Raw genomic sequence first — 18,936 nt, 5'->3', positions numbered from 1 at the left:
TGGGCGGGCTGGCGCTGCTGGTCCGGCCGCGCGGCGCGGCGGGCGGTACGGCGGGCGGCACCCGGCCGGGCGGGGCGCCGGTGCCCGGACCGGCCGCCGCCGCCGACGGCCGCGGGCAGCTGTGACCTGCACGTACGAGATCGTCACCGACCCCCGGGTCTTCGGCGGCCTCGGCGCCGAGTGGGGGCGGCTGTACCGGGGGTGCGCCACGGCGACCCCGTTCCAGAGCCACGCCTGGCTGCACTCGTGGTGGCTGTCGTACGGGCGGCCGGGGCGGCTGCGGCTGGTGCTGGCCCGCGACGGGCGGGACCTGGTCGGCGCGGCGCCGCTGATGCGCGTACCGCGTCCGGTTCCGGCGCTGGTGCCGCTCGGCGGGGCGGTCTCCGACTACGGGGACGTCCTCGTGGACGACGCGCGCGGCCCCCGCGCGGTGGCGGCGCTCACCGCCGGGCTGGCCGCCGCCGCGCGGAGCGCGCTGATCGACCTGCGCGAGGTCCGTCCGGGCGGCGCCGCCGAACGGGTCTACGACGGCTGGCGCGGCCCGCGCGGCCGGGTGGACGACTCGCTCTGCCTGGAGCTTCCGGCCGTACCGCTGGCGGAGCTGACCGCCCGGCTGCCGTCGGCCAAGTCCCGGCAGCGGGTACGGGCGAAGCTGCGCCGGCTGGACACGCTCGGGGTGAAGAGCCGGGTCGTGCTGCCGGAGGAGACGGACGCCGCGCTGCACCGGCTGCTGGAGCTGCACCGCGCGCAGTGGGCGGGCCGCGGGGTGACGGGCGAGCACCTGCGGCCGCGGTTCCGGGAGCACCTGGTGCGGGCGGTGGGGCCGATGGTGCGGTCCGGGGACGCGGTGGTCACCGAGTTCCGCCTCGACGACGAGGTGGTGGCGGTGGACGTGACGCTGTTGTCGCGGCGGCTGGCGGGCGGGTACCTGTACGGGGCGCACCCCCGGCTGCGGGAGTGCCGGGCGGACGTGGCGGTGATGCTGCTGGACGCCTGCGCCGGGCATCTGCGGCCCGGGGAGCACGGGACGCTGAGCCTGCTGCGGGGCGACGAGCCGTACAAGCACCACTGGCGTCCCGAGCCGGTGGTGAACCGGCGGCTGCTGCTGGCCCGGCGGCGCACCGCCCCGCTGCTCGCGGCGGCCCTGGGCGACGACGCGGCGCGGCGGCGCGGCAAGGAGCTGCGACGCCGCTGGAGGGAGCGCCACGGTGGCGGCGGTTCCTGACCGGACCCGCCGCCGTCGGGCGGCGCTACCGGGTGCGCGACCACCAGTCCAGCCGCATGCACAGCTTGCCGCCGAGCCAGTGCTCGACCCATTCGTCGAGTTCGAACGGCGAGCAGCCGGCCGGGGGCCGCTGCGGCGTCGGGGCCGGGGGCTGCGGCCGCTGCGGCTGCGGCCGCTGGGGTTCCTCGGTGCGGCCGGAGAGGACGGAGCGGTAGACCTCGGCGGCGCGCGGGTTGTCGTCGCAGCTCCAGACGCCGTGCGGGCAGTAGTCGGTGAGGGTGTTGTACAGCGCCCCGTGCTCCTCCATCCAGGCGAGCATCCGGCGCATGTACACGGCGTTGTCGCCGTTGCGGAACAGCCCCCACTCCGGGTACGAGACCGGTTTGCCGTGCGCCTGCGCGAACTCCACGTGGGCGCGCAGCCCGTACGGCTCCGCCACCTGCTCCTCGAACGGCATGCCGCGCGGCTGGTCGTAGGCGTCCATGCCGATGATGTCGACGGTGTCGTCACCGGGGTAGCACGCGGTCCAGGGCACGGCGTCCCGGCCGCGGCTCGGCGTGAAGTCGAAGCGGAACTCCTGCCCCGGCACGGAGCGCATCGCCGTGACGATCCGGTTCCAGTACGCCTTCCAGGCCTCGGGGTCGGGGCCGCAGCGGTGGGTGTAGGTGATGCCGTTCATCTCCCAGCCGAGGACCAGGACGGTGTCCGGGACCTTCAGGGCGACGAGCCGCTCGGCCAGGGCGCGGAAGTGGTGGTCGAAGTCGCCTGCCGCGCCGCGGCGCAGCAGGGCGCGCACCTCGTCGTCGTCGAGGCCCTCCTCGTTGCGCTCCAGCATCGGCACGTTGAGGACGAGCATCCGGTCGGCCCGCCGGGTGCGCCAGTCGGCCCAGACGTCGAGGAAGCCGGGGGCGCCCTCGATGTTGCTCCAGCGGTCGCCGGGCAGGTAGGTGTGGCCGACGCGCAGCCGGGTGCCGCCGAGCCAGCGGCTCAGCTCCGCCATGCGGGCCACGCCCCGCGGGCCGTAGTCGAGGTAGGCGCCGAAGGCGGGATCGGGACCCGGATCGGGATCGGGGGCGGGGCTGGGACCGGGATCGGGGGCGGGCCGCTCCGACGGCTGCCGCCCCGTGGGGACCGCGGGTGCGGACGGCGGCGCGGACGGGTCGTCGGCGGCGTGTCCGGGTACGGCGGCGAGGACGGCGGAGAGCGCGGCCGCCGCCACGGCCACCGCCGGTCTGCGGATACGGACCCGTGACTGCTTCGGGGACATGCCGGCTGCCTTTCTCCGCGCTCACCTCTTACTTCTGTCACTGACACCCAGTCATATGAATGTCCGTCACGCCACCGCCGTTACGGCTTTCGAGTGTGCCGATCGCCCGCACCGGTGAACCGACCGGTGAACCGACCCGAAGGACGAATCATCCGTGTCGCTGTTCGACGTCCGTGTCCCCGCCGTACTGCTGCGGATCGACCGGAACCCCTTCCACCACGGGACGCTGGGGGCCGTGCGCTCGCTCGGCCGGGCGGGCGTGGAGGTGCACGTGGTCGCCGACTGCGCGGGCAGCCCCGTGGCCGCGTCCCGGTACGTCGGCGCGGTGTACGCCCCGCCGGCGCCCGGCGCGACCCCGGCCGAGGTCGCGGCGGTACTGCGGCGGGTCGCGGCGCGGATCGGGCGGACGGCCGTGCTGGTGCCGATGGACGACGCCGGGGCGGTGGCCGTGGGCCGCGCGCGCCGGGAACTGGCTCCCGGCTACCTGCTGCCGCCGGCCTCCGGGTCCCTGCCCGAGCACGTCGCCGACAAGGCGGAACTGGCGGGTATCTGTGCCGCGCTGGGCGTGCCGCACCCGCGGACCGTGATCCCGGACTCCCCGGCGGAGGCCGCGTGGGCCGCCGCGCGGCTGGGGCTGCCGGTGGTGGCGAAGTGGAGCCGGCCGTGGCTGCTGCCGGCGGGCAGCGGGCTGCGCAGCACGGTGCTGGTGCGTTCGGCGCGGCAGGCCCGGGAACTGTCCCTGCGCGCGCGGGAGGCGGGGAGCAGGCTGCTGTTGCAGGCGTACCTGCCGCCGGGGCGGGACCGGGACTGGTTCGTCCACGGGTACGCCGACCGGTGCGGGGTCGTCCGCGCGGGCGGGACCGGACGCAAGACGCGGGCCAGGCCGCGCGGTGCCGGGCTGACCGCGGCCGGACGCTGGACGCCGAACCCGCGGGTGGCGGCGCTCGCCGGGCGGGTCGTGGCCGAGCTGGGCCACCGGGGCGTGTTCGACCTGGACTTCCGTCGCTGCGGTGCGACGGGCGAGTACCACCTGCTGGACTTCAATCCGCGGCCCGGCGCGCAGTTCCGGCTGTTCACCGACACGGCGGGTCTCGACGTGGTCCGTGCCCTGCACCTGGACGTGACGGGCCGAGCGCTTCCCGAGGGGGCGCCGCGGCCGGGGCGGGCCTTCGTGGTGGAGAACTACGCGCCGCTGACTGCGCTGCGTCCGGTGCGCGGCGGCCGGGAACTGGCCTGGCACGCGTGGGACGACCGGGGTCCCGGGCGTGCCCTGTGGGGCCTGTGGGGGCGCCACGCGGCCTCCCGCCTGACCCATCGGCTCGGGCGGGAGCAGCCGGCAGCCACCCACAGCGGGACCGCACCGACCCCGCCCCACCGCGAAAACGGACGGACCGCACCCGGCCATCCGGCGCCCCGCCATACGAAGTCGGCGGCCGGGCCCCGTCGTGCGGACGCGGCGGGCGCGCCGGCGCACACCGCCCCGGCGGTTCACGTTCCCGGCCAGCCGGGCCCGCCCGCCTCGGCGGACCGCCCGAAGCCGGACGACGAACGGGCGGGCAGCCACCGAGCCGCACACGCCGACGCGGCGGCCGCGCCGGGGCGGCCGCCACCGCGGCGGTCGCGACCGCGTCGGCCGCCACCAGGGCGGGTCGCCACCGGGCCGGTCGCCACCGGGCCGATCGCCACCAGGCCGGTCGCCACCAGGCCGGTCGCCATCGCGGCGGTCGCCACCGGGGCGGGTCACCAGGCCGGTCGCCACCAGACCAGTCACCACCGCGGCCGGTCACCACCGGAGCCGGTCACCACCGAGGCGTCGAACACCGGGGCCGATCGCCACCGGGCCGTCGGACGCCGAGGCCGGTCACCACCGAGGCGGGTCACCACCGGAACCGGTCACCACCGAGGCGTCGGACGCCGAGGTCCGGTGCTCCTGTGGGAGGACCGGACCCGGCGTCCGCCGGGCGCGCTAGCGGCGGGCCGTCGCGCGGCTGCGGCGGTACAGGACCGCTCCGCCGACGATCAGCGCGGCCGACGCGGCCGAGGCACCCGCGAGGGCGTCGCCGTGGCTGCCGGTCTCGGCCAGCACGGGGGGCTGCTCGGCGGGCGGCGACACCTGCTCCTCGCCTGCGGGCGGCAGCTCCTCCTCGCCGGCCGACGGGGGCTCCTCCTCGCCGGCGGGCGGCGGGGTGTCGGTGCCGGGCGGCGGGGTGTGCTCCCCCGGCGGCGGCGGGTGCTCGTCGGTGGGCGGCTCCTCCGGCGGGGTCTCGTCGCCGTAGCCGGGCGGCGTGCCGCCGTCCTCCTCCTCGCACTCGTTGCCGAAGGCGGGATTGGCGATGCCGATGACGTCGATGGTGTTGCCGCAGAGGTTCAGCGGTACGTCGACGGGGATCTGCGCGTCGTTGCCGGAGGCGACGCCGGGCGAGCCGACGCTCTGGCTGTGGGCGGAGGAGCCGTCGGACGGCCCCGCGGACACGGAGGACGCGTCGTCGCCGTAGCCTCCCTGATCGTGTCCGTACCCGCCGTGCTGCTCGTCGTCCGTGTCCGAGGCGCAGGAATTCCCGAACACGGGGTTCAGCGCCGCGATCACGTCGACGGTGTTGCCGCAGACGTTGACCGGCACTTCGACCGGGGCCTGGACGGCGTTGCCGGACACGGCGCCCGGCGAGTTGGCGGCGGCCCCGTCCGCCTGCGAGTCGGCAAGGGCGGGGCTGCCGCACAGGGACAGAACACTCGTCGCGGCGGCGGCCGCGACCATTCCCCTGCTCAGGGTCTGTCGCACTCTTGTTGTCTTCCTGCTCGGTGAAGTGGGAAACGGCCGGCCCCGGGACCAATCGAGTTGGCCAGGGCCGGCCGAGACGCAGCCGGAGGGCTGGTGCGGGGACGACGTCAGTCGTTCTCGCACTCATTGCCGAACGCCGGGTTCAGCAGCCCGACCACATTGATGCTGTTGCCGCACACGTTGACGGGAACGTGCACGGGGACCTGGACCACGTTGCCGGACAGCACGCCCGGGGAACCGACAGCGGCTCCCTCGGCGCCCGCGTCGGCCATGGCCGGGGCGGCCATGCCCAGGGCCAGGATCGCGCCCGCGAAGACAGCAGCGCTCTTCTTCATGAACTTTCCCTTCTCTGCGGTCATGCCTGAGTGACGGCCGAAACCGCGCGAGCACAGCATTGACGGCTCGCACCATGACCTGCAGCCTGCACACGAGGAATTGACGGCCGGAGAAACAGCGGAACGTACTCCCCGGGGGAATTCACTCGAATGCCTCGGAAATCGTTCCGGCCAGGCGTCCGGAAGAGTGATGAAGTCGACGTCGGCCGACCGGCGGAATACGCCGGTGCGCGGACCGGGCGACCCGCGGGGGAATCAGCGGGCCGCCCGGAACGGCGAGGCGAGACTCAGCGGCCACCCTCGCCGTTGGCCGACAGGACCGACAGGTCCTCCAGGATGTGCGACAGCGCGGCGTCGCGCTTCGTCTCGGAGGAGTTGTCGGAGCACTGCTGGTTCAGCTCGTCCGCGACCACGTTCAGGTCCTGGATCGGCACGGCGATGACGTTGACGATCGGGACGTTGATGTCCTCGAGGCCGACACACGGCTTGTTCAGCGAGCCGTCGACCAGCGAGAGCTGCGGGCTCATGTCGCCGTCCGTCGACGAGTTGCCGAACGCCGTCTTGGAGCCGTTGCCGTTGGCCACAGCCGGTCCGCTGTCGTCACCGATGGCAAGCGCCTGCGGAGCGGCCGCCACCGACATACCGATGACGGAAGCGGCGGCCGCCGCGGCGACCATAGCCTTCTTGAGCACTTCGTGTTCCTTTCCTCGTAGCGACGCGTGTCCTACGGCCTCATCAACCGGCCCCACGAGGATTGGTTGCGCGCATTCACCCGGTTGGCCCGCACGGCGCTTCGGCGCCTGCCGATTTTCCTTTTCTTATCGACCGACAGGGTGAACGGGAGAAACTCAGCCCCCGGAGGGGGAGTTGACCAAGGCGCTCCGGTCGACGGGGTTCACTAGGAAAGGACTGGCCAATGCTCAAGAAAGTTATCGCCGCCACGACCATCGCGGCATCCGTCATGGGAGCCTCCGCCGCGATGGCTCCGCAGGCGATGGCGATCGGTGACGACAGCGGCCCGGTCTCCGCGAGCGGCAACGGCGCCGCGCAGTACTACGGCAACGCCGCCACGTACGGGAACATGAGCCCGCAGATGGCGCTCATCCAGGGCTCGTTCAACAAGCCCTGCATCGGTCTGAAGGACATCAACATCCCGGTGGTCAACGTCATCGCCGTCCCGATCCAGGACCTGAACGTCCTCTCGGACGACATGAACCAGCAGTGCACCGAGAACTCCAGCCAGACCAAGCGCGACGCCGCGCTGGCGCACCTGCTGGAGGACGTCTCCATCCTGTCGGGCAACGCCGAGGACTGATCGGCCGCGCGAGGGGCGGGCCGCCGGACGAACCGGCGGCCCGCCCCTCGTCATGTCCGGGGACGTCCGCCGTCATTGCTCGGGGACGTCCGCCGTCATGTCCGGGGACGTGCGTCGTCACGTCCGGGGACGTCCCGCGCGTACAGCGCCTCGATCTCGTGGGCGTACGCCTCCGTCGCCGCCCGGCGTTTCACCTTCAGGGACGGGGTGAGCAGCCCGTTCTCCTCGGTGAACTCGCCGTCGATCAGCCGGAAGGCACGGATGGACTCGGCGCGGGAGACGGCCTCGTTGGCGTGGTCGACGGCCCGCTGGACGTCGGCGAGCAGCCGTTCGTCGCGGATCAGCTCGGCGTGCGGGGTGTCGGCGGGGAGCTTGCGGACGGCGAGCCAGTGGGCGACGGCGTCCGGGTCGAGGGTGATCAGGGCGGCGACGTAGGAGCGGTTGTCGCCGACGACGAGGCACTGGCCGACGGGCGGGCGGCTGCGCAGGCGGTCCTCCAGGACGGCCGGGGAGACGTTCTTGCCGCCGGAGGTGACCAGGAGGTCCTTCTTGCGGCCGGTGATGGTGAGGTAGCCGTCCTCGTCGAGGGAGCCGAGGTCACCGGTGGCGAACCAGCCGTCGCGCAGGACCTCGGCGGTGGCTCCGGGGGCGTTGCGGTAGGAGCCGAAGACGATGTCGCCCTTGAGGTGGACCTCGCCGTCGTCGGCGATGCGGACCGCGGTGCCGGGGACCGGCCTGCCGACCGTGCCGGGGCGGGGCCCCAGGGGCGGGACGACGGTGGCGGCGGCGGTGGACTCGGTGAGGCCGTACCCCTCGTAGACCATGATGCCGGCGGCGTAGAAGAACAGGTTGAGGTCGTGTTCGAGGGGAGAGCCGCCGCAGATGGCGTAGCGGGTGCGGCCGCCGAGTTCCTTGCGGACGCGGCGGTAGACCAGCAGGTCGTACAGGGCCCAGGCGGCCCACAGGCCGGGCCCTGGCCCCTTGCCGTGGCCGAGGAAGCGGTCCAGGTGGGCGCGGCCGAAGCGGACGGCGATCCGGTGGGCGCGGTCGAAGGAGGCGCCGCGGCCGAGTCTCTCGGCGGTGGCGCGGCCGGTGTCGTGGATCTTCTCGAAGAGGTAGGGGACGCCGACGAGGAAGGTCGGCCGGAAGGACTTCAGCGCGGGGCGGAGTTCGTCGGGCTTGATGCTCGGGAAGTGGCCGACCTCGATGCGGGCCAGCTGGCAGGCGATCTGGATGGTGCGGCCCAGAATGTGGGCGAGGGGGAGGAAGAGCAGGGTGGAGGCGGCCTGACCGGTGGCGGCCTTGAAGACGGGGTGGAGCAGTTCGACGGTGTTGGCGGCCTCGGCGTGCAGGTTGGCGTGGGTGAGGACGCAGCCCTTGGGGCGGCCGGTGGTGCCGGAGGTGTAGCAGAGCGTCGCGGTGGTGTCGGGGGTGAGGGCGGCGCGGCGCTTGGCGACCTCCTCGTCGGGGACGCCGGCGCCCAGGGTCGTGAGGTCGGCGAGCGCGCCCGCGTCCAGTTCCCATACGCGGGGGTGCTCGGGGTGGTCCGCGGTGCCGGCGAGGACGGTGGCGGTGTTCGCGGCGGTCTCGGTGACGACGTGCCGGGTGCCGGAGTCGCGGACGATCCACTCGACCTGGCCGGCGGAGGAGGTGGCGTACACGGGGACGGCCTGGCCGCCGGCCGCCCAGATCGCGAAGTCCAGGACGGTCCACTCGTAGCGGGTGCGGGACATCACGGCGACCCGGCCGCCGGGTTCCAGGCCCGCGGCGATCAGGCCCTTGGCGACGGCGGTGACCTCCCGGGCGAAGGCCGCCGCGGTCACCGGCCGCCACGCGCCGCCGGTACGGCGGCGGTAGACGACCGCCTCGGGCGCTTCGGCCGCGTTGGTGAACGGGATGTCGGCGGTGGTGCCGTCGGCGGGCGCGGCCATGGGTTCGACGCGGATCTCGCGTACGGTGCCGGACCCGTCCCGGACCAGTGCGGCCCGGTCGCGGTCGGCCAGGTCGGTGCGGCGCGCGGCCCGTTTGAGATCCCTGCGTACGCCCATGGCGGCTCCCGGTGGCGTCGGTGGCTGGCTCGCTTACTTACCGACGAGTCAACTTACCCACGCGTAAGGAAGTCAAGGGGGCGGCCCGCACCGGCCGCCCCGGGACGGCCGGGTCAGGAGACGACGTCCTTGCGGGCGAAGCCCCGGAAGGCCAGGGCGAACAGGACGAGCGCGTACGTCACCGAGAGCGAGGCGCCCTGGATCATGCGGGTCAGGTCCAGCTCCGGCCGGACGGCGTCGAGCCAGGCGTACTGCCAGTGCGCGGGCAGGAACGAGCGCCAGTCGCCCAGCGCGGTCACCTCGTCCAGGACGCTGCCGATGATGGTCAGGCCGACCGCGCCGCCGACCGCGCCGAGCGGGGCGTCGGTCTTCGTGGAGAGCCAGAACGCCAGTGCGGCGGTGACCAGCTGGGAGACGAAGACGTACGCCACCGTCAGCGCGAGCCGGCCGGTGGCGGTGCCGGTGGCGAGGGTGCCTCCGGTCGGCAGTTCCAGCGGGCCCCAGCCGTAGGCGGCCGTGCCGACGGCGAGCGCGACCAGCGGCAGCAGGACGATCGCGGCGAGGCTGAGGCCGAGGGCGACGGTCAGCTTGGACAGCAGCAGCCGGGCGCGCGGGACGGGCGCGGCGAGCAGGTAGCGCAGGGACGACCAGCTCGCCTCCGAGGCCACGGTGTCGCCGCAGAACAGGGCGACGGGGACGACCAGGAGGAAGCCCGCCGACGCGAACAGGGTGACGGCGGCGAAGTTGGCGCCGGAGGCGGTGGCCGAGTCCATCAGGGAGACCTGGCCGGTGCGGCCCTCCGGTTCGCCGCCGACCGCGAAGGCGATCATCAGGACGAAGGGCAGGGCGAACAGCATCGCGCCCATCACCAGGGTGCGGCGCCGCTTGAGCTGCCGGACCAGTTCGACCCGTACGGGCAGGGTGCGGCCCGCGCGGTAGCCGTCGGCGACCTCACGGGGCTCGGCGCGTCCGGCGCGTCCGGCGCGCTCGTCGACCGTGCTCATGCGTCAGTCTCCGATCAGGGTGAGGAAGGCGTCTTCGAGGCGGCGGTGCGGGCCGACGGACTCCACCGGCACGTCCAGGCGGACCAGTTCGGCGACGAGCCCGCGGGCCGTGCCTTCGCCGTCCAGCCGGACCAGCAGGCCGTCGTCGGTGCGTACGGCCGACGCGACGTCCGGCAGGTCGGAGATCTTCTCGACGAGCGGCGCGTCCACGGGTTCGGCGGTGCCGACCAGCAGCGTGTCGCCGGAGCCGATGATCTCCCGGACCTCTCCGGCCTGCACGAGCCGTCCGTGGTCCATCACCACCAGGTGGGTGCAGGTCTGCTCGACCTCCGCGAGGAGGTGGCTGGAGACGATGACCGTGCGGCCGGCCGCCGCGTAGCGGATCATCACCTCGCGCATCTCGCGGATCTGCGGCGGGTCGAGGCCGTTGGTCGGCTCGTCCAGGATCAGCAGGTCGGGGAGGCCGAGCATGGCCTGGGCGATGGCGAGGCGCTGGCGCATGCCCTGGGAGTAGGTGCGGACCGCGCGGGCGAGGGCCTCGCCGAGTCCGGCGATCTCCAGGGCCTCGTCCAGGTGGGCGTCCTCGGGCGGGCGGCCGGTGGCCCGCCAGTACAGCTCCAGGTTCTCGCGCCCTGACAGGTGCGGCAGGAAGCCCGCGCCCTCGACGAACGCGCCGACCCGGGAGAGCACGGAGGCGCCGGGGGCGATGGCGTGCCCGAAGACGCGGATCTCGCCGCCGTCGGGGGTGATCAGGCCCATGAGCATGCGCAGGGTGGTGGTCTTGCCCGCGCCGTTGGGGCCGAGCAGGCCGAGCACCTGGCCCTTCTCCACGCGGAAGGAGAGGTCGCGGACGGCGTACCGGTCGCTGTTCCGCGCGTACCGCTTGCTGAGGTCCGTGATCTGCAGGGGGACCTCGGCGAGGGCCGCATCCGGCGGCGGGGCCGCGGTGCGGCGGCGGGCCGTCAGCAGCAGCGCGGCGGCGACGGCCGCGCCCACGAGCGGCGCCCACCAGACCCAGGCGGGCAGTCCGGCCGTACCGGTGGTGGCGCCGAGGGCGGTCGGCACCTTCAGGGCCCCCTCGACGGAGACGGTGTACGTCGCCGGGGCCGCCGGGGAGGCGTAGCCGAGGTCGGTGGAGGAGAGGACGACGCGCAGGCGGTGGCCGTCGGCGACCTCGTGGTCGATCGCCGGGAGGGTGACCGTGACGTCCTTGCCCCGCTCGGCGTCCGCGACGCGCAGCGGCGTGACGAGCTGGGAGGGCAGCTCCCGCTGGCCGCCGCCGGGGGCTACGTCGTACATCTTGGCGAAGAGGACGGCGTCGCCGGAGTCCGACTTCACCCGCAGCTTCACCGTGGGCGAGCCGGTGATCTGGAGGTCGCCGCGGACGGGCTCTGACTCGAAGGCCGCGAACTGGCCGGGGAAGTCCAGCGAGATGCCGAGGCCGAGCGAGGAGAGCTGGGAGAGGCCGCCGCTGTCGCCGAGGCCGGGGAGGGCGGAGACGGAGGGCGGGCTGGCACCCGCCGGGTTCTCGAAGCTCTCTTCGCGGCCCGCCAGTTCGATGGAGCGGGTGTCGGCCTCCAGGCCGGGGTAGGTGTCGGCGTCGACGCCGCTGAGGCGGGGTTCGCCGTCGCCGCTGCCGGTGCCGAGGGTGCGGGTGACGCGGAAGGCGGGCCCCGTGTCGGCCGACTCGTCGCCCTTCAGATAGCGGTCGAACCAGGCGCCGGTGCGGGCCAGGACGCGGTCGCCCTCCTGGTCGCCGCCGTCGTGTCCACCGGAGATCCAGTCGATGTCCACGGGGGCGCCGTTGGCCTTGATCGCCTTCGCGGCGGCGTCGGCCTGGCCGAGTGGGAAGAGCGAGTCGGTCTGGCCCTGCATCAGCAGGGTGGGGACGTCGATGCGGTCGCCGACCGCCTGCGGGCTGCGTTCTTCGAGGAGCTTCGTGGCGGCGGCGTCCGGCTTCCCGGACTCGGCGACCCGCTGGTACATCGCGCACAGCTCGTCCTCGAAGCGGGCGCAGCCGCCGCCGGTGTTGACGAAGATCCCGGCCCACAGCTTCTTGAAGACGCCGTTCGGGAACAGCGCGTCCGCGAGGTTCCAGTACGTGATCGCCGGGGCGATGGCGTCCACGCGGTCGTCGTGGCCGGCGGTCAGCAGGGCGATGGCACCGCCGTACGAGCCGCCGGCCATGCCGACGCGGGGGTCGCCGGACTTGTCCAGCTGGACCTCGGGCTGCTCCGCCAGCCAGTCGATGAGGCGGGAGACGTCGGCGACCTCGCCGTCCGGGGAGTTGAGTCCGATCTTGCCGTCCGACCCGCCGAAGCCGCGCGCGGACCAGGTCAGCACCGCGTAGCCGTCTCTGGCGAGTTTCTCCGCCTGCCCGCGGACATCGTTCTTGCTGCCGCCGAAGCCGTGGCCCAGCAGGACGGCGGGGCGGCGGGCGTCGCCGCCGGCCGTGAAGTACGACGTGTCGATGCGGATGCCGTCGGCGGTGGCCACTTTCCGGTCGGCGCGGTGCACCGGGGGCGGGTCGTCCGTGGCCACGGCCGTCCAGGTGCCGGCGCCGGCGAGTACGGCTACGGCGGCCGCGGCGGCTGCCCATCGGCGGGGGCCGCGGAGTCGAAGATCCATGCGGTAACCGTACGGGGTTGAACTGTCGGTCCGTTATCCACCAGGGGTTGAGAAGGGGGACCGCCTTCAGGAGTACGGGCAGGAGGCGCGTACTGCGGGTGGGGTATGCCGGGTGCGGGCTCGTCGTGGCTGGCCGGGAGTTCAGTGGTTGCGGGGGAAGCCCAGGTCGACGCCGGCGGGGGCCTCGGAGGGGTCGGGCCAACGCGTGGTGACGACCTTGCCGCGGGTGTAGAAGTGCGTGCCGTCGTTGCCGTAGACGTGGTGGTCGCCGAAGAGGGAGTCCTTCCAGCCGCCGAAGGAGTGGTAGCCGACGGGGACCGGGATCGGGACGTTGACGCCGACCATGCCGGCCTCCACCTCCAGTTGGAAGCGGCGGGCGGCACCGCCGTCCCGGGTGAAGATCGCCGTGCCGTTGCCGAACGGCGAGGCGTTGATCAGCGCCACGCCCTCCTCGTACGTCTCCGCGCGCAGGACGCACAGCACCGGCCCGAAGATCTCGTCCCGGTACGCCCTCGCCGTGGTGGGGACCTTGTCGAGCAGGGAGATGCCGATCCAGTGGCCGTCCTCGTGGCCGTCGACGGTGTGGCCGGTGCCGTCGAGGACGACCTCGGCTCCGTCGGCCGCCGCGCCCGCGACGTAGGAGGCGACCTTGTCCCGGTGCTCCCTGGTGATCAGCGGGCCCATCTCGCTGGCCGGATCGGAGCCGGGGCCGATGACGATCTTCTCGGCGCGCTCGCGGATCTTCTCCACGAGGGTGTCGCCGACCGCGCCGACGGCGACGACCGCGGAGATCGCCATGCAGCGTTCGCCCGCGGAGCCGTAGGCGGCGCTCACCGCGGCGTCGGCCGCCGCGTCGAGGTCGGCGTCGGGCAGGACCAGCATGTGGTTCTTGGCGCCGCCGAGCGCCTGCACGCGCTTGCCGTGGGCGGAGGCGGTGGTGTGGATGTGCCGGGCGATCGGGGTGGAGCCGACGAACGACACCGCCTTGACGTCGGGGTGTTCCAGCAGCCGGTCGACGGCCGTGCGGTCGCCGTGGACGACGTTGAAGACACCGTCCGGCAGCCCGGCCTCGGTCAGCAGCGCGGCGATCCGGACGGACGCCGACGGGTCCTTCTCGCTCGGCTTGAGCACGAAGGTGTTGCCGCAGGCGATGGCGATCGGGAACATCCACATCGGCACCATCGCCGGGAAGTTGAACGGCGTGATGCCCGCGACGACGCCCAGCGGCTGGCGGATGGCGGCGACGTCGACGCGGGTGGCGACCTGGGTCGACAGCTCGCCCTTCAGCTGCACGCTGATCCCGCAGGCCAGGTCGACGATCTCCAGGCCGCGGGCGACCTCGCCGAGGGCGTCGGAGTGCACCTTGCCGTGCTCGGCGGTGATCAGCGCGGCGATCTCGTCACGGTGCGAGTCGAGCAGGGCGCGGAACCGGAAGAGAATCTCCGTACGCCGGGCCAGGGAGGACTGTCCCCAGGTCGCGTACGCCTCCTTGGCGGCGGCGACCGCGACGTCCACCTCCTCGGCCGACGCGAAGGCGACCCGCCGGGTCACCGCGCCGGTCGCCGGGTCGGTCACCGGTCCGTAGGTGCCCGAGGCGCCGTCGACGGCCTTGCCGCCGATCCAGTGGTTGACGATCTCCGTCATGGCCGTGAACTCCTTCGCGCGGGGGCGGCGTCCGATCGGGACGGGGGCCGGTGCCCGTTCCGGTCCTGGTCCCATCCCACCAGGCCGGGGGCGGTGGCGGGCCCGACACAGTGTCTGCGGTTCGGGTCGTCGCGTAGACAACCGCGCCGACGGGCGGGTGGGCGGCCGCGCCGACGGGGGCGTCGGGCGGAACCTCCGGCGCGGGGCCGAGGCGGGCGGGGAGTCGTCGCTCGCGCTCCGCTCCTGCCAGGGCGGAGCGGCCGTCCGCGCCGGAGGCGATCTCGGGTGGCGGGTTCGTCACCGTACGGCCCGCGCGGCGAGGGCGGCCTCGACCTCGTCGGCGGTCGGCATGGCGGAGGAGCACTCCAGCCGGGAGGCGACGATGGCGCCCGCGGCGTTGGCGTACCGCATGGTCCGCTCCAGTTCCCACCCCGCGAGCAGCCCGTGGCAGAGCGAGCCGCCGAACGCGTCGCCCGCGCCGAGTCCGTTGAGGACGTCCACCGGGAGCGGGGGGACCTCGGCGGTGCCGCCCCGGTCGTCCACGGCGAGGACGCCCTTCGGGCCCTGCTTCACGACGGCCAGGCGTACGCCCGCGTCGAGGAGGGCGCGGGCGGCGGCGTGCGGGTCGCGGAGGCCGGTGGCGATCTCCACCTCGTCGAGATTGCCCACGGCGACGGTCGTGTGGCGCAGGGCCTCGCGGTAGAAGGGGCGGGCCGTGTCCGGGTCGGACCAGAACATGGGGCGCCAGTCGAGGTCGAAGACGGTCACGGCGCCGTCACCGGCGGCGGTGGCCCGGTGGGCGAGGGCGGTGAGGGTCGCCGTGCGGCTGGGTTCCGCGCTCAGGCCGGTGCCGGTCACCCAGAAGACCCGGGCGTCGCGGACGGCGTCCAGGTCGAGGCCGTCGGTGTCGATCTCCAGGTCGGGGGCCTTGGGCTGCCGGTAGAAGTAGAGCGGGAAGTCGTCCGGCGGGAAGACCTCGCAGAAGGTGACGGGGGTGGGCAGGCCCGCCACCGGCGTGACCCAGCGGTCGTCCACGTCGAACTCCCGCAGCGCGTCGTGGACGTAGGTGCCGAACGGGTCGTCGCCGGTACGGCTGATCACCGCGCTGCGGCGGCCGAGACGGGCGGCGGCGACCGCGACGTTGGTGGCCGAGCCGCCGAGGAACTTGCCGAAGGACGTGACCTGCGGCAGTGGTACGCCGGTCTGCAGCGGGTAGAGGTCCACTCCGATCCGCCCCATGGTGATCACGTCGTACGCCATACGCGGCCCCTTCGTGTCGGCTCGTGCCGGCTCTCCCCCGGCTTTCTAGCCCGGTGCGCGGACCCTGTCAATGTTTTGTCCGGACATTCTGACGAGAAGAAGTAACGTGCCGCTTCAGTGCTTCACTTGCGTCACAAACACCTCTGTCGTGTCACAAGTGTCGCGTTTACGCGGGTTTCGTGTCACAGCCGCGTACGGCCCCCGGCCCGTCGTCACGGTGCGTCGTTGTCCGCACACAGGCTTGGTGATCGCCGGCGCAGCGCCCGGCTCCCCCGACGGCCGCCCCCGGCCGCCGCCGCGGCGCGCGCGAGGAGGTACGACTCATGATCGACCGGACTCTCTGGTCCTACAAGGACATCGCGGCCCACATCCGGGTACAGCCGGACACCGTCCGCTCGTACCGCAAGCACGGCCTGCTGCCGCGGCCGGACCACGTGGAGAACGGCAAGCCGTACTGGTACGCGGACACCGTCCGCACCTGGGTGGCGTCCCGCCCGAGCAACCGGGGCCGCGGGGACCGCTGACGGGCGGCCGTCGAGACCGCCGCGGGCGGCCGTCGCCCCGTGACGGGCGGCCGTCGTCCCGTGACGGGCGGTGGACTTTAGGATCATGCGGACGAGTTCCCGGCGGGCCGCTCGGACACCTGCCGGACACCTGAGGGAAGACGCCACCGTGAAGATCCTTGAGAAGCGGCACGACGAACTGCTGGCCGGTACCGAGGTCTGGTTCGTCCGGCCGGACCACATCGACGACGTGTTCCGGGTGTGCGTGACGTCCAACGGCCGCCCGGCGGACGGCTCCCGGACCCCCCTGGTCATCGCCACCGACGCCGAGGTCAGCGGGGGCGCGTTGCAGAGCCTGGTGCGGGCCGGTGCCATCGGCCTCGACCTGCCGCACCTGCACGCCGTCAGCGTCGGCTACCCCCTCGACGCGGACCCGTCGTTCGCGGTGCGCCGCAACCGTGACCTCACGCCGAGCGCCTGGGCGGCGTGGGAATCACTCATGCCGAAGGCGCCGGACACGGCGGCGGACGCGGGTGCGGCGCCGATCGTGCCCGGCGGTGCCGACGCCTTCCTCGCCTTTCTCGACGAGGAGGTGAAGCCTGCGCTCGCCGAGGCGTTCCCGGTCGATGCCGACGACGCGACGCTCACCGGGCAGTCGTTCGGCGGGCTGTTCGTCGTCCACGCGCTGCTCACCCGGCCCTCCGCGTTCCGGCGGTATCTGGTGGGCAGTCCGTCGCTGTGGTGGCACGACCGGGAGACGCTGGACCGGGCCCGCGCGGCCGTCGCCGGCTCCCCCGCGCCCCGCGCGCGGGTCTATATGTGCATCGGTGAGCTGGAGAACCGGGCCCGTTTCGGCCGGCAGTTCGGCCCGATGCTCCCCGAGGCCGTCCGGTCGCTCCTTCCGGCAGCCATGACCGAGGCTGACATGCAGGGGGACTTCTTCCTGCTGGAGCAGATCCTGCGGGACTGGCAGGGCGAGGAGTTCTCGGTGGAGGCGCACATGTTCCCCGAGGAGAGCCATGAGTCGATCACCGGGGCGATGCTGAGCCGGGGACTGCGGCGGCTCCACGGGTACCTCTGAGGTCCACCGCGAATGTACCCCCTAGGGGTATGCTGGAGAGCGAGGATCTGATCCCACCGTGATCCGCCGCGGGTCACGGGTACCCCAGCCGCATGCCCCGACGAGGAGTAGCCATGACCGCCCAGACCGGCACACCGGGTTCCGTCACCACCGTCTACAAGGTGAGCGGGATGAGCTGCGGACACTGCGAGGGCGCCGTCTCCGGCGAGATCGGCGAGATCGACGGCGTCAGCTCCGTCAAGGCCGTCGCCTCCAGCGGCGAGGTCACGGTCGTCTCCGCGGCACCGCTGGAGGACGAGGCCGTGCGCGCCGCCGTGGACGAGGCCGGCTTCGAGCTGGTCGGCCGGGCCTGAGCGGCCCGCCCTCTTCGCTCCGCCCCCCCCACGCCCCACGTCCTTCCGCGACCGGGCCCCGGCGTCCGTCGTCGCCCGGTCGGCCGTCCTGGAGCCGGACCATGACCATCGCCACCGACCGCACCTCGTCTGCCTCGGCAGCCGCATCCACTGCGTCCGCCGCCCCGCCCACCGATGGTGACCGGCCCGGCCACCGCGAGGTCGAGCTGCGCATCGGCGGGATGACCTGCGCCTCGTGCGCCGCCCGGGTCGAGAAGAAGCTCAACCGCATGGACGGCGTCACCGCCACGGTGAACTACGCCACCGAGAAGGCCCGCGTCTCCTGCCCGCCGGGCACGGAGACCGCCGACCTCATCGCCACGGTGGAGCGCACCGGGTACACCGCGGAGGAGCCGCCGCCGCCCGAGCCCGCCCCCGTCGCCGAGGAGACCGCGGCCGGTGACGACGCCGGGAGCGACGCCGGAAGCGATCCGGAGCTGTCGGCCCTGGGCCGCCGCCTCGCCGTCTCCGCGCTGCTCGCCGTCCCCGTCGTCCTGCTGGCCATGATCCCGGCGGCGCAGTTCGACAACTGGCAGTGGCTCTCCCTGACCCTGGCCGCGCCCGTCGTCGTCTGGGGCGGCCTCCCCTTCCACCGCGCCACCTGGACCAACCTCCGGCACGGCGCGGCCACCATGGACACCTTGGTCACGCTCGGCACGCTCGCGGCGTTCGGCTGGTCGCTGTGGGCGCTGTTCCTGGGCGACGCGGGCATGCCCGGCATGCGCCACCCCTTCGCCCTGACCGTCTCCCGCGCGGACTCCGCCTCGACGATCTACCTGGAGGTCGCCGCCGGTGTCACGGCCTTCCTCCTCCTCGGCCGCTATCTGGAGGCCCGTTCCAAGCGCCGCGCGGGCGCCGCGCTGCGGGCCCTGATGGAGCTGGGCGCCAAGGACGTGACCGTGCTGCGCGACGGACGCGAGACGCGCGTCCCGGCGGACCGGCTCGCGGTGGGCGACCGGTTCGTCGTACGGCCCGGCGAGAAGATCGCCACCGACGGCACCGTGGTCGAGGGCAGCTCGGCCGTCGACGCCTCCCTGCTCACCGGCGAGTCCGTGCCGGTGGACGTCACCGCCGGCGACACGGTCACCGGCGCCACGGTCAACGCCGGGGGCCGGCTCGTCGTCGAGGCCACCCGGGTCGGCGCCGACACCCGGCTCGCCCGGATGGCCCGGCTGGTGGAGGACGCGCAGAACGGCAAGGCCCAGGTGCAGCGGCTCGCCGACCGGATCTCCGGGATCTTCGTACCGGTGGTGCTGCTGATCGCCGTGGCGACCTTCGGCGGCTGGCTGGGCGCGACCGGGGACACCGTCGCCTCGTTCACGGCGGCCGTCGCGGTACTGATCATCGCCTGCCCCTGCGCGCTGGGACTGGCCACACCGACCGCGCTCATGGTCGGCACCGGGCGCGGCGCGCAGCTCGGCATCCTCATCAAGGGCCCCGAGGTCCTGGAGTCCA

At 73.8% G+C, this 18,936-nt stretch carries 16 protein-coding genes and 1 pseudogene; 7 read left to right on the top strand and 10 right to left on the bottom strand.

The genetic code is table 11. The annotated features are described in order from the left end of the window. Window positions 1–121: 121 nt before the first annotated feature. Window positions 122–1,225 carry a GNAT family N-acetyltransferase gene (locus UW392_RS05060; protein WP_320773642.1) on the top strand — a complete coding sequence of 368 codons (1,104 nt, stop codon included), beginning with the start codon at window positions 122–124 and terminating at the stop codon, window positions 1,223–1,225. Window positions 1,226–1,250: 25 nt separating this feature from the next. Here UW392_RS05060 and UW392_RS05055 read toward each other — a convergent pair whose 3' ends face one another. Next, window positions 1,251–2,492: a glycoside hydrolase family 26 protein gene (locus UW392_RS05055; protein ID WP_320773641.1), complete on the bottom strand. Its 1,242-nt coding sequence runs from the start codon at window positions 2,490–2,492 to the stop codon at window positions 1,251–1,253. Between the two features lie 154 nt (window positions 2,493–2,646). Here UW392_RS05055 and UW392_RS05050 point away from each other — a divergent pair. Further along, window positions 2,647–3,819: pseudogene (locus UW392_RS05050) on the top strand (ATP-grasp domain-containing protein); the annotation flags it as partial. Window positions 3,820–3,980: 161 nt separating this feature from the next. Here UW392_RS05050 and UW392_RS05045 read toward each other — a convergent pair. The 4 genes from UW392_RS05045 to UW392_RS05030 form a co-directional block, all read right to left on the bottom strand. Then, window positions 3,981–4,223, bottom strand: coding sequence for a hypothetical protein (locus UW392_RS05045; protein ID WP_320773640.1), 243 nt, complete (start codon window positions 4,221–4,223; stop codon window positions 3,981–3,983). A 235-nt stretch (window positions 4,224–4,458) separates the two neighbouring features. Continuing rightward, window positions 4,459–5,271: a chaplin gene (locus tag UW392_RS05040; RefSeq protein WP_414495593.1), complete on the bottom strand. Its 813-nt coding sequence runs from the start codon at window positions 5,269–5,271 to the stop codon at window positions 4,459–4,461. 107 nt (window positions 5,272–5,378) lie between these two features. After that, window positions 5,379–5,606, bottom strand: coding sequence for a chaplin ChpD (chpD, locus tag UW392_RS05035; protein ID WP_320773639.1), 228 nt, complete (start codon window positions 5,604–5,606; stop codon window positions 5,379–5,381). A 287-nt stretch (window positions 5,607–5,893) separates the two neighbouring features. Continuing rightward, window positions 5,894–6,298: a rodlin gene (locus UW392_RS05030; RefSeq protein ID WP_320773638.1), complete on the bottom strand. Its 405-nt coding sequence runs from the start codon at window positions 6,296–6,298 to the stop codon at window positions 5,894–5,896. 224 nt (window positions 6,299–6,522) lie between these two features. Between UW392_RS05030 and UW392_RS05025 the strand changes: the two genes are divergently transcribed. Beyond that, window positions 6,523–6,921 (top strand): rodlin, encoded by a 399-nt coding sequence (locus UW392_RS05025; RefSeq protein WP_320773637.1) that lies wholly within the window; start codon window positions 6,523–6,525, stop codon window positions 6,919–6,921. Between the two features lie 95 nt (window positions 6,922–7,016). On the opposite strand, the gene UW392_RS05020 is transcribed toward UW392_RS05025, so the two are convergent. The 5 genes from UW392_RS05020 to iolC all read right to left on the bottom strand — a co-directional run bounded on the left by UW392_RS05020 (window position 7,017) and on the right by iolC (window position 15,505). Further along, window positions 7,017–8,969, bottom strand: coding sequence for an AMP-dependent synthetase/ligase (locus UW392_RS05020; protein WP_320773636.1), 1,953 nt, complete (start codon window positions 8,967–8,969; stop codon window positions 7,017–7,019). 113 nt (window positions 8,970–9,082) lie between these two features. Beyond that, window positions 9,083–9,973, bottom strand: coding sequence for an ABC transporter permease (locus UW392_RS05015; RefSeq protein WP_320773635.1), 891 nt, complete (start codon window positions 9,971–9,973; stop codon window positions 9,083–9,085). A 3-nt stretch (window positions 9,974–9,976) separates the two neighbouring features. After that, window positions 9,977–12,601: an alpha/beta fold hydrolase gene (locus tag UW392_RS05010; protein ID WP_320773634.1), complete on the bottom strand. Its 2,625-nt coding sequence runs from the start codon at window positions 12,599–12,601 to the stop codon at window positions 9,977–9,979. 141 nt (window positions 12,602–12,742) lie between these two features. Further along, window positions 12,743–14,245: a CoA-acylating methylmalonate-semialdehyde dehydrogenase gene (gene mmsA, locus UW392_RS05005; protein WP_320773633.1), complete on the bottom strand. Its 1,503-nt coding sequence runs from the start codon at window positions 14,243–14,245 to the stop codon at window positions 12,743–12,745. A 297-nt stretch (window positions 14,246–14,542) separates the two neighbouring features. Then, entirely contained in the window at window positions 14,543–15,505 is a 963-nt protein-coding gene (iolC, locus tag UW392_RS05000) for a 5-dehydro-2-deoxygluconokinase (protein ID WP_320773632.1), read from the bottom strand. 323 nt (window positions 15,506–15,828) lie between these two features. On the opposite strand from iolC, the gene UW392_RS04995 reads away from it, so the two are divergent. From UW392_RS04995 to UW392_RS04980, 4 genes are all read left to right on the top strand, one after another. Further along, a complete protein-coding gene (locus UW392_RS04995; RefSeq protein ID WP_320773631.1) occupies window positions 15,829–16,029 on the top strand; it encodes a MarR family transcriptional regulator in 201 nt (66 codons plus the stop codon). 148 nt (window positions 16,030–16,177) lie between these two features. Continuing rightward, window positions 16,178–17,089 (top strand): alpha/beta hydrolase, encoded by a 912-nt coding sequence (locus UW392_RS04990; RefSeq protein WP_320773630.1) that lies wholly within the window; start codon window positions 16,178–16,180, stop codon window positions 17,087–17,089. 113 nt (window positions 17,090–17,202) lie between these two features. Then, window positions 17,203–17,442, top strand: coding sequence for a heavy-metal-associated domain-containing protein (locus UW392_RS04985; RefSeq protein WP_320773629.1), 240 nt, complete (start codon window positions 17,203–17,205; stop codon window positions 17,440–17,442). A 101-nt stretch (window positions 17,443–17,543) separates the two neighbouring features. Continuing rightward, on the top strand, window positions 17,544–18,936 hold a 1,393-nt coding region (locus UW392_RS04980), incomplete at its 3' end, for a heavy metal translocating P-type ATPase (RefSeq protein WP_320773628.1).

Source organism: Streptomyces sp. CRN 30, from assembly GCF_034105845.1.
Note: the sequence above shows the minus strand (reverse complement) of the source record. Positions and strands in the feature narration are given on the sequence as shown.

Coding starts and splice junctions, on each gene's coding strand:
- UW392_RS05055 (WP_320773641.1), bottom strand. CDS start 2,492: ATGTCCCCGAAGCAGTCACGGGTCCGTATCCGCAGACCGGCGGTGGCC.
- chpD (WP_320773639.1), bottom strand. CDS start 5,606: ATGAAGAAGAGCGCTGCTGTCTTCGCGGGCGCGATCCTGGCCCTGGGC.
- UW392_RS05025 (WP_320773637.1), top strand. CDS start 6,523: ATGCTCAAGAAAGTTATCGCCGCCACGACCATCGCGGCATCCGTCATG.
- UW392_RS05020 (WP_320773636.1), bottom strand. CDS start 8,969: ATGGGCGTACGCAGGGATCTCAAACGGGCCGCGCGCCGCACCGACCTG.
- UW392_RS05015 (WP_320773635.1), bottom strand. CDS start 9,973: ATGAGCACGGTCGACGAGCGCGCCGGACGCGCCGGACGCGCCGAGCCC.
- UW392_RS05010 (WP_320773634.1), bottom strand. CDS start 12,601: ATGGATCTTCGACTCCGCGGCCCCCGCCGATGGGCAGCCGCCGCGGCC.
- mmsA (WP_320773633.1), bottom strand. CDS start 14,245: ATGACGGAGATCGTCAACCACTGGATCGGCGGCAAGGCCGTCGACGGC.
- iolC (WP_320773632.1), bottom strand. CDS start 15,505: ATGGCGTACGACGTGATCACCATGGGGCGGATCGGAGTGGACCTCTAC.
- UW392_RS04995 (WP_320773631.1), top strand. CDS start 15,829: ATGATCGACCGGACTCTCTGGTCCTACAAGGACATCGCGGCCCACATC.
- UW392_RS04985 (WP_320773629.1), top strand. CDS start 17,203: ATGACCGCCCAGACCGGCACACCGGGTTCCGTCACCACCGTCTACAAG.